Source organism: Novosphingobium sp. (assembly GCF_024642085.1).
In the GTDB taxonomy this organism is placed as follows: domain Bacteria; phylum Pseudomonadota; class Alphaproteobacteria; order Sphingomonadales; family Sphingomonadaceae; genus Novosphingobium.
Genome location: NZ_JAHEBV010000063.1, coordinates 32,543 through 50,554, shown reverse-complemented (window position 1 = coordinate 50,554; position 18,012 = coordinate 32,543). Strand labels below are relative to the sequence as shown.

General features: G+C 60.9%; 12 protein-coding genes. 6 read left to right on the top strand and 6 right to left on the bottom strand.

Annotation, left to right across the window (positions count from 1 at the left end; genetic code table 11):
• The first annotated feature begins 8 nt into the window (after positions 1-8).
• Complete coding sequence (locus tag Q0L62_RS13225) at positions 9-950, top strand: hypothetical protein (RefSeq protein ID WP_296680685.1); 942 nt, start codon at positions 9-11, stop codon at positions 948-950.
• Here Q0L62_RS13225 and Q0L62_RS13220 read toward each other — a convergent pair.
• Both Q0L62_RS13220 and Q0L62_RS13215 read right to left on the bottom strand, forming a co-directional pair.
• Positions 947-2,161, bottom strand: a complete 1,215-nt coding sequence (locus tag Q0L62_RS13220; RefSeq protein ID WP_296680682.1) for an FAD-dependent monooxygenase — start codon at positions 2,159-2,161, stop codon at positions 947-949. The two genes, Q0L62_RS13225 and Q0L62_RS13220, sit on opposite strands and share 4 nt — an antisense overlap.
• Entirely contained in the window at positions 2,158-3,864 is a 1,707-nt protein-coding gene (locus Q0L62_RS13215; RefSeq protein ID WP_296680679.1) for an alkaline phosphatase family protein, read from the bottom strand. Before Q0L62_RS13215 ends, Q0L62_RS13220 begins: the two co-directional genes overlap by 4 nt.
• A 62-nt stretch (positions 3,865-3,926) precedes the next feature.
• On the opposite strand from Q0L62_RS13215, the gene Q0L62_RS13210 reads away from it, so the two are divergent.
• A complete protein-coding gene (locus Q0L62_RS13210; RefSeq protein ID WP_296680676.1) occupies positions 3,927-5,993 on the top strand; it encodes a thioredoxin family protein in 2,067 nt (688 codons plus the stop codon).
• Here Q0L62_RS13210 and Q0L62_RS13205 read toward each other — a convergent pair.
• Both Q0L62_RS13205 and Q0L62_RS13200 read right to left on the bottom strand, forming a co-directional pair.
• Positions 5,986-7,506, bottom strand: a complete 1,521-nt coding sequence (locus tag Q0L62_RS13205; protein ID WP_296680673.1) for an acetyl-CoA acetyltransferase — start codon at positions 7,504-7,506, stop codon at positions 5,986-5,988. The genes Q0L62_RS13210 and Q0L62_RS13205 overlap by 8 nt on opposite strands.
• Positions 7,503-8,258 (bottom strand): SDR family NAD(P)-dependent oxidoreductase, encoded by a 756-nt coding sequence (locus Q0L62_RS13200; protein ID WP_296680670.1) that lies wholly within the window; start codon positions 8,256-8,258, stop codon positions 7,503-7,505. Before Q0L62_RS13200 ends, Q0L62_RS13205 begins: the two co-directional genes overlap by 4 nt.
• A gap of 400 nt (positions 8,259-8,658) precedes the next feature.
• On the opposite strand from Q0L62_RS13200, the gene Q0L62_RS13195 reads away from it, so the two are divergent.
• The 3 genes from Q0L62_RS13195 to Q0L62_RS13185 all read left to right on the top strand — a co-directional run bounded on the left by Q0L62_RS13195 (position 8,659) and on the right by Q0L62_RS13185 (position 12,522).
• Positions 8,659-10,950, top strand: coding sequence for a cadherin-like domain-containing protein (locus tag Q0L62_RS13195; RefSeq protein WP_296680667.1), 2,292 nt, complete (start codon positions 8,659-8,661; stop codon positions 10,948-10,950).
• A 106-nt stretch (positions 10,951-11,056) separates the two neighbouring features.
• Entirely contained in the window at positions 11,057-11,740 is a 684-nt protein-coding gene (locus Q0L62_RS13190) for a DJ-1/PfpI family protein (RefSeq protein ID WP_296680663.1), read from the top strand.
• Positions 11,741-11,919: 179 nt separating this feature from the next.
• The gene (locus Q0L62_RS13185) at positions 11,920-12,522 is read left to right on the top strand and encodes a LuxR C-terminal-related transcriptional regulator (RefSeq protein WP_296680662.1); all 603 of its coding nucleotides are present in this window, start codon (positions 11,920-11,922) and stop codon (positions 12,520-12,522) included.
• A 75-nt stretch (positions 12,523-12,597) separates the two neighbouring features.
• Here Q0L62_RS13185 and Q0L62_RS13180 read toward each other — a convergent pair whose 3' ends face one another.
• Both Q0L62_RS13180 and Q0L62_RS13175 read right to left on the bottom strand, forming a co-directional pair.
• The gene (locus tag Q0L62_RS13180; RefSeq protein ID WP_296680660.1) at positions 12,598-13,044 is read right to left on the bottom strand and encodes a hypothetical protein; all 447 of its coding nucleotides are present in this window, start codon (positions 13,042-13,044) and stop codon (positions 12,598-12,600) included.
• A gap of 136 nt (positions 13,045-13,180) precedes the next feature.
• Positions 13,181-16,168 (bottom strand): TonB-dependent receptor, encoded by a 2,988-nt coding sequence (locus Q0L62_RS13175; RefSeq protein WP_296680659.1) that lies wholly within the window; start codon positions 16,166-16,168, stop codon positions 13,181-13,183.
• Positions 16,169-16,436: 268 nt separating this feature from the next.
• Here Q0L62_RS13175 and Q0L62_RS13170 point away from each other — a divergent pair, with 268 nt between their 5' ends.
• On the top strand, positions 16,437-18,002 hold the full coding sequence (locus tag Q0L62_RS13170; protein ID WP_296680657.1) for a toll/interleukin-1 receptor domain-containing protein: 1,566 nt from the start codon (positions 16,437-16,439) through the stop codon (positions 18,000-18,002).
• The last annotated feature ends 10 nt before the right edge of the window (positions 18,003-18,012 follow it).

The following is an 18,012-nucleotide window of genomic DNA, read 5'->3' as shown; positions in this document are numbered from 1 at the left end:
ACAACCCTATGCCCGACGATTTTTATTCGACTGCAACAAGACCGCCCGCTTCGGTTCGCGGCAAATCGTTGCGCACCATTCTACTCTCTGCTGCGTTGGCCTTTGCCGGCGGTGCCGCCTTGGTCGGTTATCTCGCGTGGAACGGCACCCTGAAAATGTCCGATCGGGATATCGCTGCGATGATCGGCGAACCGACACCGGCTGCGCAGACTGCCGCCGCGCTGCCCAACGCGGTGCCACAACCGTCCCCGGCTCCCAGTGCCAGTTCCGCCGCAGTGCTTGCCGCAGGCGGAGTGGACAATCGCGTGGCAGCGCTGGAACAGCGGCTCGCCCGGCTCGATCTGCAGGCTGCCGCAGCTGAAGGCAACGCTGCCCGCGCCGAAGGCTTGCTCGTGGCGTTTGCCGCCCGCCGCGCGATCGAACGCGGTGCGCCGCTGGGTTATCTAGCTGATCAGCTCAAGTTGCGTTTCGCAGCTGCCCAGCCTGCTGCCGTGCAAACCGTGATCGAAAGCGCGGCCATGCCGGTCACGCTGGATCAGTTGGCTGGTGGGCTTGATACTATGGCTCAGGCGCTGGCGGCCGCACCCAAGAACGAAGGCGGCTGGCAGCGCTTGCGCCGCGAAGTTTCAGGGCTGTTTGTGGTCCGCCATGATGATACGCCCTTGACCAGTCCGGAAAATCGCCTCGACCGAGCGCGGATGCTGCTGCGAACGGGCCAGATTGACGCGGCGGTAGACCTTATCGCCCGTATGCCTGGTGCTGACGCGGCGAATGAGTGGGCGACGCAGGCCCGGCGTTTTGCTGCCGCACAAAAGGCGCTCGACCTGATCGAAACGACTGCGCTGCTCGATACGGACAAGCTGCGCGGCAGCACGGGACAAAATGTGCAGCAGGCCAGCCCGGCCGGCCCTAGTGTTGCGCCAGCATTTACACCCGAAGGAACGTTTTAGGCCCTGAGCAGCTCTGGCAGGTCGCCTGACATGCCGCGCGCTTCGTTCATGAAAAAGGTCTTCAGCCAGCCGGAGCGCTGCACGGCCGCCATGCCGAGGCGCCGCACCGCACTTGGTAGCTTGCCAGGCACGCCAAACAGCCGGACAATGGCATCGGTCGCAGCCATTACGGTCAAGCTGTCCAGGCTGCGCCACCGCTCATACCGCGCCAGAACCTGCGCATCGCCTGGGTCGAGCCCCAGCCGAAGGCCTTCCGACAGGCATTCAACCAGTACACCGACATCGCGCAGTCCCAGATTCAGCCCCTGGCCGGCGATCGGATGCATCCCGTGCGCGGCATCACCGACCAGGACCAGCCGCTGATCGACGATTCGCCCGGCATGATGAAAACTTAGCGGATAGCCCATGCGCGGAGCTGCAAGTTCGATCTTTCCGAAAATGCCTTCCAACCGGGCGGCTATTTCGCCCACGAAGACGGCATCGGGCAAGGCGGCAACTCCGTTGGCATCGCTTTCGTCCACGGTCCACACCACCGCGCTGCGGTGTCGTCCGTCGGGCAGGTCATTCAGCGGGAGCAAGGCAAGAGGGCCGGCCGGGAAGAACACTTCCCAAGCAACGCCGCCATGCGGCTTTTCATGGGTGATTGCGGTCACGAAAGCACGGTGGCTGTAATCCCATTTGGCCGAGACCAGTCCGGCATCGGCCCGGGTGGGTGATTGACGGCCCTCTGCCCCTACCAGCAAGCTGCCTTCCAGCATCCGGCCATCGTCAAGTGTCACCGCCACCGCGTGCTCTCCGCGATCACGCGAAAGCGGCTCGACCCCGCTGTGCAATGCTATCAGTGGCCGCCCGCGCGCAGCTTCAAACAGGGCCAGGCGAATATCCCGGTTGGCGAACATCCGGCCCAACGTGCCTTCATCGGCCTTGGGCTGAAAATCGATCCGTCCCGGTTTCATCCCGTCGGTTACCGCGATCGAGGTGATCGGACAGCCAAGCGGCTCAAGCGGCTGCGCCAGACCGATGTTGCAGAACAGGTTCCAGCTGGCGGTGCTGATGGCCGAGGCACGGCCATCCGTGCCTTCAGCAGTTAATTCCGCGGGCGTGGCCTTGTCGATCACATGGCTGGACAGGCCCCGGCGCGCAGCAGCCAAAGCCAGCGTCATGCCAACCAGTCCGCCGCCCAGAATAACCAGATCGCGCCGATCACTCACTTGATAACCTCGCAGGTGTTGCGTTCTCCGCCATCGACGTCGAGGCAGCGGCCGTCAAATGTCCCTTCGGGCACGGCCAGCCCCAGCATGGCCGCCAGCGTCGGGGCGATATCGATCGTTTCCACCGGGGCGGGCTGTTCGAACCCGCGCAGACCTTTGCGCCAGAACAGCATCGGTACGCGCCGGTCATAGTCCCAGGCGCTGCCATGTGTAGCGACGAACGAGCCTACTGCTGGCTCGGGGATCGGGGTCACGGCCCGGTCTAGCAGGATGACGACATCGCCGGAACGGGTTGGATCGAACGAAGCACGTGCCCGGTCCTTAAGCGTGAAATCTTGCGGACTGCCCGAAGGCAGCGGAGTTTTGGCCAGTTCATCGGCGGTGAACACGGCGGCAACCTGCGGGTGCGCACGGGCCAGTTTGACCAGCGCGCCAATCACCCGTGCGCGGTCCGCCGCACCAATTTTGCGGCTGACATAGAAATCACCGAACAGTCCGTCGGATGACAGCAGCGGATCGGGGCTGGTCACGCCTGTCTGAACGCTGAGCGCCTTCGCCAGCGCCTGGGGGGCAAGGCCGGGATCGGCGCGCACCGCCCGGGGTAGCGCCTGTTCGCGCTGACGTTCCGGAATATCAAGTCCGCCGTGATCGGCGCTGAGCACCACAGCGTAATCGATTCCGCGTGCATCCAAATGGGCGAGCAACCGCCCGATCGTGCGATCAAGCTCGGCCATCTGCACGCACATCTCGCCACCTTCGGTGCCGTTTGCATGGCCGATATAATCGGTGGCTGAAAGGCTGACCGACAGGATATCTGCCACCGACCCTTTACCCAGGTTCATTTCATCAATCAGCGCATTGGCCAGATCGACCGTGGCGCTGTCCATCCGGGGGGAAGCGCGCAGGGCGTCGGGCTTACCCGCCTCCAGCGCAAAACGACCGGTGCCCAGCTGACCCTTGCCCACCGCGATCGGTTGGTCGGCAGATGCGCACCACGCCGGCATTGGCATGGCCGGTGCGCCCTTTTTGACCAGGGCGGCTACCGCGTTGTTGATCGCATTGGCAGCCGGGCTTGGCTCGCGGCCCTTAAGCGTCGCAAACTGACCTTTGTAGTACCAGTACGCCGCGTCAATCCGGTGCCCGCCCATCATCATGACCGCGCGGTCCTTTGCCGATACCGAGACGTTGCGGGTGGCCGGGTTGGCCCCTTTCATCAGGTCGCCCAATGTCGGCACCTTAAGGTGCACTGCCGATACGACAGGATCGCGGCTGCTGCTGGCAGGGTCGTTTTCATCCTCGGCGCAGTAGATCTTTTTTTCGGCCCGCGCCGTGCCAAGATCGTACCAGTTGTTAGCAATTATTCCGCTGCGCGCCGGGCGCGTCCCGGTCAGCAAGGTAGCGTGGCCAGGGCACGTTTCGGTGGCCGCATGGGCCTGAAAGCCCGAAGGGAAAACCGCGCCTTGCTGCAGCCGCGCCAGGCCGCTGGAAAAGCGGGAGCGGTACTGCGCAAACAGATCGGCAGAGAACTGGTCAACCGAAATGGCGACGATCAGTTTTGGCGGTCCGGACGGGGCCGTCTCGGGCGTGACATGCGCCGTTCGGGCAGTAGAACAGGCACCCAAAGCCAGGGCAAGGCCACACAGGGCAGAAACGGCAAAGCGGCGCATCAAGGCTCCATCACAAAATAAGTCGGCGGTATCCATCCCTTCCGCTTGCGGCGTGGGGCATGGCTGGGCCATAGGCTGGCGCCAGGATGTTGCGCACTATGCCCACCCCCGGCCCCAGCCGCAAGCGCAAGCAGGCAATGATTGCGGCATTGATGACCGCGTTATTTGCCATTTTCGCAGTGTGCTGCGCCGGTTTGACGCCGGCCCATGCCGCGCCCACGCATATTGCCACCGAACTTGTTGCTGAAAGCGCCGCCCAGCCTGGCCAGACGGCAACCATGGCGATCGTCATGCGGCCCGAAGCGGGCTGGCACGGTTACTGGAGCAACCCCGGCGATGCCGGGCTGGGCATGGTGGTCGACTGGTCATTGCCAACTGGCGCGAAGGCCGGACCCTTGCGCTATCCGGTCCCGGACACCCTGCTGATCGCCGGACTGATGAACCATGTGTTCGAACACGAATACGCCCTTCTGGTCGATGTTCAGATCCCCGCCGGTGCAAAGCCCGGCGCAAAGATTCCGGTCAGCGGCCAGGCGCAATGGCTGGCATGCACCGACAAGATTTGCGTTCCCGAAAGCGGCGAAATTGCCGCCACCGTCACGGTCGGCCCGCCGGGTAATCCCGAACCGCGCTTTGCCGCGTGGCGCGCAGCGCTGCCTGCTCCGCTGGGCAGCCCCGCATCCTATGCGTTTGCTGGAAACGTGCTGCGCATCGGCATACCGCTGCCCGCCGCAGTCGGGCTTGACGATCCGCACCTGTTCGTTTCGAGCGAGCGCGCCGTGGACTATGCCGCAGCCCAGGCGTTTTCGCGGCGCGGCGATATGCTGGTGATCGAACTGCCCCGCGCGCGATTTGAACCGCTTGATCCCGGCACGCTAAACGCCGTCCTGCGCCTCAACCGTGGGGGCGACGGGTTGGAAATCGCGGCGACAACGGGCAATGTTCCGCCCGCCGGAACGCCGTTGCAAACACCCGCCCGCCCGCAACAGGGCATGGGCTGGCTGCTATTGTCAGCGCTGCTTGGCGGCTTGCTGCTTAACATCATGCCTTGCGTGTTCCCGATCCTCAGCCTCAAGGCGCTCAGCCTGGCCCGCGCCGGCGAAAGCGATCTGCAGGCCCGGGCCGAAGGACTGGCCTATACTGCCGGGGTGGTCCTCGCCTGCGTGGCGCTGGGTGTCCTGCTGCTGGCCCTGCGCGCAGCGGGTGAACAGGTTGGCTGGGCGTTCCAGTTGCAGGAACCGGTTGTGGTTGCCGCACTGTTGCTGCTGGCCGTAGCCATTACTGCCAACCTGTTGGGATTATTTGAGTTTGCCGTGCCGGGGTTCGCCCGCGAAGGTTCGCCGCAAGGAGCTTTTGCAACCGGACTCCTTGCCGCATTTGTCGCTACCCCGTGCACCGGACCGTTCATGGCCGCCGCGATGGGGGCGGCCTTGTTGCTGCCACCGTTATCGGCGCTGGTATTGTTTGCCGCGCTCGGCCTTGGGCTCGCCCTGCCGTTCCTCGCGCTCGCCTTCGTCCCCGCATTGCGCCGCCGGCTGCCCAAACCGGGCGCATGGATGAACCGGTTCAAGCTGGCGATGGCGGTACCAATGGGGCTGACCGCATTGGCGCTGCTGTGGCTGGAAAGCCGGGTCGCAGGTTCACGTTTTGCGCTGTTGTCACTGGTGTTCGCGGCAGCGGTCGTCGCCGCATTGTTCCTGATTGGCCTGCGCCAACGCAGCGGACGCAGCGGGCGGGCACCTGCCCTGTTTGCCGTGGCCGCAGCAGTCATCGCCATCTTGGTGTTGCCCGCCACTGCGTCTGCGCCTGGCAAGGCCGCGCCAGGCCTTTTGCCCAGCGCACCTTTCAGCGAAGCGGCGTTGTCCGCAGCCAAGGCGCAGGGCAAGCCGATCTTCGCCTATTTCACTGCGGACTGGTGCCTGACCTGCAAAGTCAACGAAGCAGCCGCGATTGAGCGTGAGGAAACCCGCGCAGCTTTCGCAAAGGCCGGGGTAGTGGTGCTACGCGGCGACTGGACCCGCCGCGATCCAGCAATCACCCGCTACCTGACCCAGCAGGGAGCAGCCGGCGTGCCGCTTTATATGTGGTACCCGGCAGGCGGCGGGCAGCCCCGGCAACTGCCGCAAGTCCTGACCTCGGCCACGCTCAGCGAACTGGTCAGGTAAACCAGAACCGATTTGTTCCGTCATCGTCGCTTTCGATGCGAACAGGGCGGCCCGATACTTTGTCGCTACGCAGCGCCGCGATGACGCCAGGATCGCGGCTGTTCGCCAGCACGCGGGCATCACTGGCGCGGCCTACCAAAGTCGCTTCGTCACCTTGCTTTCCGGGCCGCACGGTAAAGCTTTCTGCCGCGGCTTCCCCGTCATGACGGTCCAGCACGGCAAAAGCAGGCTTGATCCTTTCAAGGCTGCGCCAGCGGCTATGTGGCCAGTCGGCGGGCGTGGTCGAATAAACGCCGGCGGCATACTTGCTCATGTTCCCGCCATTGGCGCCGACAAGGGCGATGCTGCCCGGCGCGGCGCGGCATCGTGCCACCGCCTCGGCAATGGCGTGACTGGAATAGTTGTTTCCCGCGCCGCCGAAGAACGGCAGGCCGCCGGTCAGTGTCCACCCCCGTGGGTCGTCGCGCGCTAGTCCGAAGGCATCAAGCAAGTTGAAAACCGGGATCGCAAAACACGAATAGAGATCTGTATATGTGATGTTTTTCCAATCCGATCCCGCAACCTCAAGTGCAGTTGAGATTGCAGCAACAGCCGCCGGCGACTGCTCCAGATTGGCGCGCGACAGCAGCGACGGCTCGGCGCAATCAGCCACGGCATGGATATAGACCCAGCGGCCTTCCGGCACCCCCAGCCGCCGCGCTTCGGCAATACTTGCCAGCACAATTGCGGCACCCTGATTGACTTGATCGCGTGCCACTACCAGTCTGCCATAGGGTTCGGCGACCAGGCGATTGCGTTCTGTCAATGTCGCCAGTTCTTCGGCCGTGCGGGCGGTTGGTGCAGCACTGTGCGGATTGCGCGCAGCAACCTGCGTAAACGGCGCGAACAACTTTCCGATTTCCAACCGATAGTCCTGAAGCGAAAGACCCAGCCGTTCACGCCGAACATTCTCGGCCAGCGGATAGGCAAAGATCGGCGCAGCGACCCCGTGCTTCAGCGCTGTCTTGTCCAGCACGCCGTCATAGCCGGTTCCGCGATCTTCCAGGCTGCCGCGCCGCCGTTCGGACCAGTCGCGGGTTTCGCCTCGCGCCAAGAGCGATCGCATTGTGGATATCGCTTCGGACCCGACAATAGCCGTCATTTTGGAACGGCCTGCCGCAATTTCTGCGGCCAACTCACCGACCAGGCGCTGTGGCCCCTGTCCGCCAACGACTTCCAGTATCGCTCGGGCAGGGTTAGCTCCGACGCGGCGCGCGATTGACCGCGGCGTGTTGTTGGAATGACCGAACGGCGCGGAGTAACGTGTCGCCGATATTTCGAACTGGCGGATCGCCGCAACTGTATCGAGCGCCGCAGCCAGACTTCGCTTGGCCCGCGCATCGGCAAATGCGGCCTTGAGCGCGGCTCCTGCCAAATCCATTGGCGAGCGTTCGAGATAGCCTTCCTCGCCCACCCGCTCGGATACCTGGCCAACCCCGATAATGACCGGGGTATTTTCGCTGACTCTGCTCACAGCGCCTGACCGTCGTCGATTGTGATGGTCGCCCCAGTGATGTGCCGGGCGGCATCGGAGCAAAGCAGGATCAGCGGCTCGTCCAGCGCATCGATCGGGCACAGACGGCGGCGATGGAAGCTGTTGATATGGTGCTGGCCGCCTTCCGTCTGGAACCAGTCACCGGCGACCTCGGTCTGGATGTAGCCCGGCTGCAGAGTGTTGACGTTGATCCCCTGACGCACCCATTCGCGCGCAAATTGGCGGCCCAGATGCGCCACTGCTGCTTTACTGGCGGCGTAGGCAGCATCGCCATTGCCGGTCAGCCCGGCCGTGATCGACCCGATCAGCACAATCCGCCCGCGTTCACTGTCTCGGTATCCTGCGGCGATCATCCGCCGCGCGCCTTCGCGGGCAGTCAGGTAAAGGCCGGTCAGATTTGTGGCGAGCAGGGTGTCGATGTCGGCCTTGGTCACATCAGTCGACCGCCCTTCCCTTGCCAGACCGGCATTGGCAATCACCGTATCAACCGTTCCGAATCGCGCTTCGGCGGCATCGTAGCCCGCAATGATCGATGCTTCGTCGGTTACGTCGAGGGGGATTGCCAGGGCATTATCGCCGATTTCCAGGGCCAGCTCGGCGATCCTGTCAACGCGGCGGGCACCGAAAACAACCTGCGCGCCCTCGCCCGCGAGAAGCCGCGCAAAGTGAGCTCCGAACCCGGACGATGCTCCGGTGATCATCACGACCCGCCCGTCCATCCTGCCCGCCATGTGCCGCTCTCCCATTAATTAATCATGCGATTAACAGGACGGGCCGAGCGCGGTCAAGGGCGGGACCATGCATCGCACTGTGGGTCAGGTTAACGGCTGGCTTGCTGCGCGTCACAGGCTAATTCACTACACAAGCGTATATATTGAGTAAGATGCGAGATATATAAAATACTGCCGAATTTGAGTAGTTAATTAATCCTCTAACAAATTCATGGTGAATATGCAGTTACTAAATCGTATAGCATCCTGGCAACGTCCCTGCTATTGAACTAGCGGTTCTGTTTGAGATCGAGTCGCAGCTCGACGCGCAACGGACGCAGTTATATTTCAGGGTCGCTCCTCGGGTCGCACCGTATCGGGGCCTGGTCACTGGCCAGGCCTCTCACCAAGGAGGACGACCATGCCTGATGAATTCTGCCCGCGCCAAATCATCTTCACTATCCCGGGCAACCCCGGGGTAACGGTGACCGCGACCGAATCCGGCGGTGCAATTGTGTTTGAAGTTGTGGCCAATGGCACGACCAACAAGATACCCGATTTGCGAGGCCTGTTCTTTGACCTTGACGAAGGCAAGATGGCAGGCCTGACAATCACCGGCGACCTTGCTGTTTCCGGATCACGAATCCAGGCTAACGGCGTGCTCGATCTTGGCCACGGCGCAAATATGACCGGCAAGACACGCGATGGTTTCGATGTGGGTGTCGAATTCGGCTCAGCCGGGCGCGGTCGTGACGCGGTGGGAGACAGCACTTTCACGCTTAGCAACAGTGCCGGCGATCTGACGCTTGACGACATTGCGCACCAGCGTTTTGGCGTGAGGCTTGACGGTGTTGGCGGCGGCACTGGTCCGCGCGATGGCGGGGCCACAAAGCTGATCGGCATTGCGCCTGCCGCGCCCGACGCGATGGATGACGTAATCGCTATGTTCGAAGACGGGGCAAGCGGACTTGATGATCCGTCTAAAACGCCCACCCCAGTAATGCTTAACGTGCTTGTAAATGACACCGACGGCGATGGCGATCCGCTGACCATCACCGAGATTCACGAGCAGCCCGCCCACGGCACAGTTGCCATAGCCGCTGACGGCAAGACAATCATCTACACGCCTGAGCTCGACTATGCCGGACAGGTCAGCTTTGAATATTGCGTGTCTGACGGTGCCGGGGGGCAAGACCACGCCCTGGTAACGCTGAACATTGCGGCTGTTGCTGATCGTCCGGTAATCACGGCCACCTGGGAGACAACCGGAGTAGTCAACGAAGTCCTTCTCCACGTCAGCGCCGACCAGGCGGATGCCGACAGTTCGGAATACCTGACTGGCCTGGTCAGTGGCGGCTTGCCAGCGGGTGTTACGATCACTCCGGTGGGCGTGGCGACGGTCGGTGAACCTGACCATATCAACCAGGACTTCCTGCTGGTTCTGCCGATTGATCAGGACACGGCCTTCGACCTCACCTTTACTGCCACGGCGCAAGAGGTTTCAAACGGCGATACCGAAACCGCAACCTACACGGTCCCGATCATCTACGAATACAACACGACGACCGATCAAGCCCTGTTCGTAGCAGCCGATCAGAATATCTGGGCATCGGGCAATGCCTTCACCTTTGTCGATGATCGCTTTATCGGAGTCGACACGGGCGAGTTCAGCAAGCAAATTGGCGACACGCTCTATGCAGGCATTTCCGGCCATGTGCAGCTTGGGCTGCAATCCACGCTCGTGTTCAATGGCGGTGAAATCGATGCGACAGCCGGCTATGATCTGACGGTTGATACCAACTACAACAAAACCACTGATGTCTTGCTTATCGGCACGGCCGCCTTGGTCACCAGCGCGCATTTCAATACCGTCGGTCCCGAAGGCTCCTACGTCCTGCAATTCCTTTACGATGTGGCACTTACCGCCTTTGCCGGGGTCAATATTGATCTTGGCGCTTTGGGCAGCATCAACGAAGGCGGCGATATATTTTCCATCGGTATCGGGCCGGGCAGCTATGACCTGCTCAACATCGACAGCACTACGCTGGGCGGAACATTCACCCTGCCGCCACCGCTTGATTCGCTATCGGTCGATTTCGCGTGGCCGCACATCGCGACCAGCGAAGACTATCCTCCCAATCCGGTGATAGCCGATGGCGCCAGCAACAACTTCCTGCAGCTCAACCTCGATCTCGACCAGATGGTGTCGCAAATCCTGTTCGGCGGAGCGAACCCGTTTGATCCGCCGCGGATCGACTTTGGACCGTTCTTTGCCGATGCCGATATCCTGGACGTCGATCTGTCGGCCGGGCTTAACTTCATTCAGAGCTTCAGCATGGCGCTGGGCACCCTTAGCGGCTTTCTGCTGTTCGAGGATGGATCAAGCCAGGCCTTTACCTTCGGCGACGACATTCAGTTGCTCAACGCCTCACTTATCGATCAGGGCGGAGACGGCGACGGACTGGTTGAGTTTACTTTCACTCTCGCTCCCGATGCAACGCTGAACAATGATACTGATCTGGGCTTCAACGTCGGGGTCAGTGTCAGCCTGCTATCGGTGGAACTGGGCTATGACATTGAAGTGGCCAGTGACAATATCACTCTGGGGCCGCTAGCCCAGTTCGGTACGGTGGTTCCGGTCGCTTCGATCGGTGTCTATGACGACACTTTCGATCTGGCCTATGCCCAGCAGCAATTCCAGTTCGCAGCCTGAAGGGCGCGCCTGCCGATGATGAGCGGCCCGGTGGTCGAAAGCACCGCCGGGCCGTTGTTCGCTGCTTACGTTGACCCTGCAAGGCTGGTCTGCAACACCGGCCGACATGCACATCGCCTTCCTGCTGTTCCCCGGCGTTACCCAGCTTGACCTGACAGCACCGGCGCAGTTCCTTTCGCGCCTGCCCGGTGCAAAAGTTGACCTTGTTTGGAACCGGATCGAACCGGTGCCGACCGATGCGGGATTTTCAATCCTGCCGACTGCAACCTTTGCCGATGTGCCGCACACCGATTTGCTTTGCGTACCGGGCGGCATGGGCATTGCCCAAGTTATCGATCATCCAGCCGCGCTGGCCTGGATCAGGCAGGTCGGGCCCGAGGCTGAATGGGTCACCAGCGTCTGCACCGGCGCACTGGTTCTGGGCGCGGCAGGTTTGCTGCGCGGATACCGGGCCACTACGCATTGGGCTTGGCATGATATGCTTTCGATGTTCGGCGCCGAACCTGTTGCCGCACGTACGGTGTTTGATCGCAACCGGGTGACAGGAGGCGGAGTGACTGCAGGGATCGATTTCGCCCTGGCCTTGATCGCCCGTATCGCGGGGGACGATCATGCCCGCGCCGTCCAGCTCGCGCTGGAATACGATCCCGCCCCGCCCTTCGATTGCGGCTCACCCGGCAAGGCCGGCCCGGAACTTGTTGCCGTTTTTGCCGAGCGCGCCAATCGCCTGGCCCCTGGCCGCAAGCAGGCCTTGGAAGCCAGCGCAAGGCGCCTGGGGTTCATTGATTAGCGGTTTTTGTGCCCCCGGATCTGACGAATAGTCCGTAACGGACTGAAATAATTCCAGCTTGTCCGCTAGCTGAAGCCTGATCGACGTGTCCCCATTGCTCCATTCCCCATCCATGCGCGCGGGCCTGCACCAGCCGCGCGGGTTAGTGCTTAGGCAGTAACCGGTAGGGGCAACTGCACATGAATAGCGTGGAAATACTGATACTTGTCGATCCTGACAGCCGCCGCCGGGCTGCCATATCCCATCTGTTGATCGGCAGCGCTATCCATGTCGAACCATTTGAGGATGCAAATGAACTTGCCCAGCGCTGGCCTCGCGATGGCGTAATTTTTGTCCATGACAATGGTGCATCGGTTGCCGCGATGGTGGATTGCATGACCCGTCACGAAAACTGGATGGCACTGGTCGCCTATGCCGAGGCGCCCGAAACGGGGCGGGTGGTGCGTGCCGTCATGGACGGCGCTACCGGATATCTGGAATGGCCTTTCACTGCGGAACTAGTGCGTAGTACACTTGCCGCGGCGCAGCTCGGGCACGACGCAATGGGTTCGCTGCGCCTGCGCGAAGCCAATGCACGCAGCCGAATTCAGCGGCTGACGCCGCGCGAACGCGAAGTACTGACCGGGGTCGCCAACGGAATGTCCAATCGCATGATCGGCGAACGTCTTTCGATCAGCCCGCGCACGGTCGAAATCCACCGCGCCAATATGCTGAACAAGGTCGGGGCAAGCCACACTTCCGAAGCGATCCACATCGCGATCGAAGCCGCGCTTGTTCGCTGATGGCTGTTTTTTTGGCTGCCGCATCTGCGCCCGCCCAGTGCGTGATGGGCCCCTGTCACCTACTATGTACCAAGCTCAATTAAACTGAAACGCGCCGCGGCCACCACCTTTTGCCAAGCTATCGACTGCAATTGCCGAGCCGGCAAGTGCCGAAGCAAGTGCGCCGGCCAGGGCCAGCGCTGCGCTATTGCCTTCGGCATGATGCTCCATAGAAGCGCCGCGCGCCACAACCGTTGCCAAGTGTGCCGCGCCGGGCGCAGCCGAGAGCATATAGCTTGCCAGCGGTTCAACCAGGACTAGTACGGCGGTCACATCTGCTCTTGCAGCAAGCAGCTGAGCAAGCTGTTCAGTGTGGTCCGTAAAGCGACCTTGCGGGTGTCGGGCCAGGGCATGGGCCAGATCGGCGATGAGGGCCGCTCCTTCAGCGGCGCCTGTTACGGCGCATGCAAAGGCAATGTCTGCCATCCGCTGAACCCAGGCATCGATCTGCAAACTTGGGACGATCATCGCTGCATCGGTCATTAGGGCAACCTGCTACCTGCACGCGCGGGCGGTCAAGCGCGAAGGCGCTGGTCGCCCCCCTTCGGCACATACGTAAAGGCCCGGACTTGCGCCCGGGCCTCACAGCATTCCCTCCCAGGAATGAACGGTATTCAGATCAGAACTTAATCCCCGCGGTCACACCGTAGCGGCGTGGTTCAAGGGTGAAGATGTTCGTGAAGTTGCCTGATGATTGGTCTGTTACATAAAGACCAGTGACCGAATCTTCATCGAAGATGTTCTGGATCCAGCCGCGGAGGAACCATTTCTTGTCCTGCCCATCGAGCTGGATCTGGGCATTGGCCTGAACGAAAGCGTCAATTGCGTTGACAGGTCCGTTAAAGATGTTGCCCGTAGTCTCTCCGGTCATGGTGATGTCAAAGCGCGGAGTAAGGGTCAAATCATTGCCGAGCGGCGCCGCATACTGCACCCCGGCCGAAAACTTGACGTCCGGTGCGCCCGGCAGCTTGTTTCCGCGAATGTTTGTTTTGAACCCGTCAAGCGCCACAGTGACGCCTCCAAACGCAGCTCCCACACTAGGTGCGAGCGCGTTGAGCACAGCGCAGATGCTGTAGGCACCGGTCGAAGCAATTCCGCTGTTTGCACCGAACGAGGTGGTCGGTTGCAGATTTGCTCCGGCAGTGACACCCGGGATACCACCATTTATCAGTGTGTTGACCTGGTTCACATAACCATTGACCGCCGCGGCGCTGCCGGTGTTGGAGCCGACGGCGCAGTTTGCTGCGTTGGTGATATCCTTGATGATCACAGCATCACTGCGGCCAGCGCCGAAGTCACGCGGATTGGCCAGCAACTTGTCTTCTGACACCGAAGTGTTGAGATAGGATGCCGACAGATTGATCGTCAATTCCGGAACAGGGCGGACAACTGCTTCGGCTTCAAGCCCCCAGATATTTGCGCTGACGTTGTCGTTCACCGAAGTACGGGCAACAATCCGCGAAAGCTGAAGGTCCTTGTACTTGTAGTAAAAGCCGGTGAGGTTGAGTTGAAGCTTACCATTGGCAAACGTGTTCTTCGAACCGATTTCGAAAGCATCAACAAACTCTGGATTGAATGTTTCCGACACCGCGAAGATTGGCGAAAGAGGCGGATTGATACCGCCTGATTTGTACCCGCGCGAATAGGACGCATACAGCAGATTATTGGACGTTATGTTCCAATCGATCACCGCCCGGCCGGTCCACGCCGAGAACTTGGAGTTGCGGATTGCAAACTCTTGCGGACCCGCCAAACCGGCATCGTAGTCCAGACCGGCGTAACCCAAGGCGTTGTTGAGAGAGGCAGCACCCGTTGGCACAAGCACGGAATTGCCAACCGCATCGACGAACAGCGATGTGCGTGCCTTGATGTCTTTTTCATCGTTGTTGTAGCGCGCACCCACGGTCAGCTTCACGTCATCGCTGAACTTGTAGTAAACTTCGCCGAAAATACCGTACGTCTTGATCTTGAGATCGTCCGAGTTGTTACGGTACATTGGCGAACCCAGGAAATACGAGCTGTTCGCACCAGGCGGTATGCCCGCTCCGGCCGCGCCCAGCGCCCCTAGGATACCAGCAGCATAGTCCAGCCCGAACGCGCTGACGTAATAGCTGTTTTCGGTCAGATGGTACTTGCCGTAGATTCCGCCCAGCAGGAAGTTGAGCGGTCCGTCGAAGTTGGAGGAGAGAATGGCTTCTGCAGTCCAGTTGGTGTGATTGTTCACCGAACGGTCAAAGGCCAGTGGGTTCATCGAGCATTCGCGAGCGTTGGCCGCCCCGAACACGCCGACCAAGTTGGGATCGCTTGCCGATGTGCACAACACGCCGGCCGGACCATTGGGTATCAGACGCGCTGCAATCGGCGCCAAATAGGCCTGCAATCCAGGGCCGAAGGTTCCGGCAGCAGCGGCTGCAAGATTGTTAAGACCATTTTGAAGTGGAGCGCGGCTTTGCGCCGCATTGTTGTAATCTTGCTGCGAATCAAGGTTAACCTTCTGCCAGTTTCCGCTGACCTTGAGGTTAAGCGAATCGCCAAGTTCCTGGTTGATCGACCCCTGCACAATCCATTCAGAGGTGTAATAGTTTGGCGTGAAGGCAGTATTCACAACCCGCGGATCGGCGGGGTTGACGGCTGTCCCGAAAACATCAGGTCCGTAAAGGCTCCCCACCGAGAAGTTGGGCGTAAGCGGTGTCTGACCGGACGGAACACCGCGAATGCGGAAGAACTCCTGGCTGGCAAAGATCGTCCCCAACGTCGAGTTGCCGTTGGTGAACTGATAGTCGCGCGTAGCGTTGAGACAGCCAAGAATGCCGGTCGGATCGCGCTGGCACAGCTGCTTCTGAATGCGCATCCGGTTGTCGTCTTCGCGGAAATACTGCGCCACGATATCGATCGTCGTTCCGCTGCCCGGCTCAAAGCGCAGCGAGCCGCGAAGGCCGTACATATTGCGATCGTCAATACGCGAATTATCGTACAGATTCTGAGTGTAGCCATCGCGCTTCAGATAGAAACCGGCAAGACGCACGGCGAGCGATTCGCCGACGGGAATGTTGACCATTCCCTTGACCTTCATGGAATCGTAGTTGCCATATTCGATTTCGGCACCAGCGCCAAAATCGCCCAGCTGCGGCCGGGCCGATTTGATGTTGACCACACCCGAAGTCGCGTTGCGGCCAAACAGTGTGCCTTGCGGCCCGCGCAGCACTTCGATCTGCCCGATGTCGTAAAACTCGCCTTCGAACAAGCGGGTGCCGAACAGCGGTGCGTCATTCATGTGAATCGCAGTCGCGCTGTCGCAGGTTACGCCCACGCACAGATCGCCGATTCCGCGAATGGTGAAGCTGGCGCTGGTAAAGTTCGTTTTGGTGAAAGTGACGTTGGGAAGAGTAAGCTGCAAATCCGAAGTATTTTTGATCTGCTGGCGCTCAAGCGCCTCGGTATTGAAAGCGCTGACCGCAATTGGAACGTCTTGCAGACGTTCGCTCGAACGCTGTGCGGTGACGACGATTTCACTACTATCAGGCGCATTATTGGCTTCCTGCGCATAGGCAGGAAATGCAATCGCTCCGGCACATACGCCGGCCAGCAGAGTCAATTTACCCCTCATCAGCCCTCTCTCCTAACTTGCCCGTCGCTTTTCGCGGGTCGTTGCCAGGGGAATAGAACATTGTCCGCAGCCGTTGACAACCCGTTTTAATCGAACGCTTAGAACTTGTCCGCAGCGTAGCCAAAGCGCCACACCGGCCACAAGGTCCGGATTTTTCGAACAAGCGGTCTGCCCGTAGCGCTGCTTCGCCGCGCTCAAACCGAAACCATTGCCAAGGTCGCGCCGATCCGGCACCAAGGCATGGGTCCAAAAATGCCAAGGGGGCAACATGATACGGCCTGACGGGGTGCCGGCCGAAACGCGCTACCGGGCGTTCATCAGCTATAGCCACGCCGATGATGGATTTGCGACCTGGCTGCATCGCCGCCTGGAACGGTTTGTTTTGCCTGGCGATGGACCCGCTGCGCCGCGGCGGCTTGCACCAGTGTTCATCGACCGCGCGGAACTGGCCGCAGGGCCGGACCTGTCGGCACAGGTCAAGCAAGCGCTTGAAGCGTCCGATGCCTTGATCGTGGTCTGCAGCCCGGCCGCTGCCAAAAGCCGCTGGGTGGCGCAGGAAATTGCGCTGTTTCGCGATCAGCACCCCGACCGGCCGGTTTTGGCGGCCCTGATTACGGGTGAGCCCAGCGCCAGTTTCCCCGAACCGCTGTTGAGCCATGGCATCCGTGCTTTCGAGCCACTTGCTGCCGACTTTCGCAAAGTGGGCGATGGCCGCCGCCTTGCCTTGCTCAAGGTCGTGGCGGGGCTTTCCGCCTTGCCGCTTGACCGGCTGGTTCAGCGCGATGCCCAAGCCCGGCAGCGACGTGTGATGGCCGTCACGGCGGCGACCATGCTGCTTAGTGTAGTGCTGGCCAGCTTGCTGATTGTTGCTTTGCGTCAGCGCGCCGAAGCACGGCGCCAGCGCGCCGATGCCGAAGGAATGGTGGAGTTCATGCTGACCGACCTGCGTGATCGTCTGAAAGGCGTAGGCCGTCTGGAAATCATGGACGCCGTCAATCGCAAGGCAATGGATCATTATGCCGGTGACAGCCTGGACGATTTGCCAGCAGACATGCTTGAACGCCGTGCACGTCTGCTCACCGCCATGGGCGAAGACGATTATGCTGCAGGGCAAACCGATGATGCCCAAAGCAAGTTCGACATGGCATTTCGCGTAACCAACAGCCAGCTGCAGCGTGAGCCGAAGAATCCGGATCGCATATTTAATCATGCGCAAAGCGAATACTGGGTCGGTTATCTGCCGTTTATCAGCCAGGATAAAGCCAGGGCCCAGCCCCACTGGGATCGATACCTTGTACTGGCAAAGCAATTGGTTGCGCTTCAGCCAGATAAGCTCGATTGGCAAAGGGAGGTCGCCTCTGCCGAAGTAAACCTGTGCGCGCTGGCGCTGGTGCCACCGGTGGAAGCCGACGTGGCGGTCCAGCATTGCGAAGCGGCATCAACGATGGCCGGTAACATCGCGCGCAAAGACAAGGCCAATATCCAGTCGCAACTGGACTATGCCAATAACATTGCGTGGCAGGCGGATGCATTGATGCAGACGGGCAAAGCGCAGGCGGCGTTGGAACTGCGCCACAAGCAGCACAAACTTGTTTCCGCCCTGCCCACCGCCTTTCCAGGTGATGTGCGTGCATTGCAGGCCCAGATGCAGGCGGCAATCGGGCTTGCCCGGGCCTATGCGGAGATTGGCAAGCCGGAAGAAGCCCGCGCGACGGCCCGGGCAATGCTACCCGTAGCTGGCCGCCTGATTCAGCGCGATCCGGAGAACCAACGCTGGATCAATTGGCGCCAGCAGCTCGAACGAATTGTCAAGGATCCGACAGATAGTGAGTAATCAAGGGGGA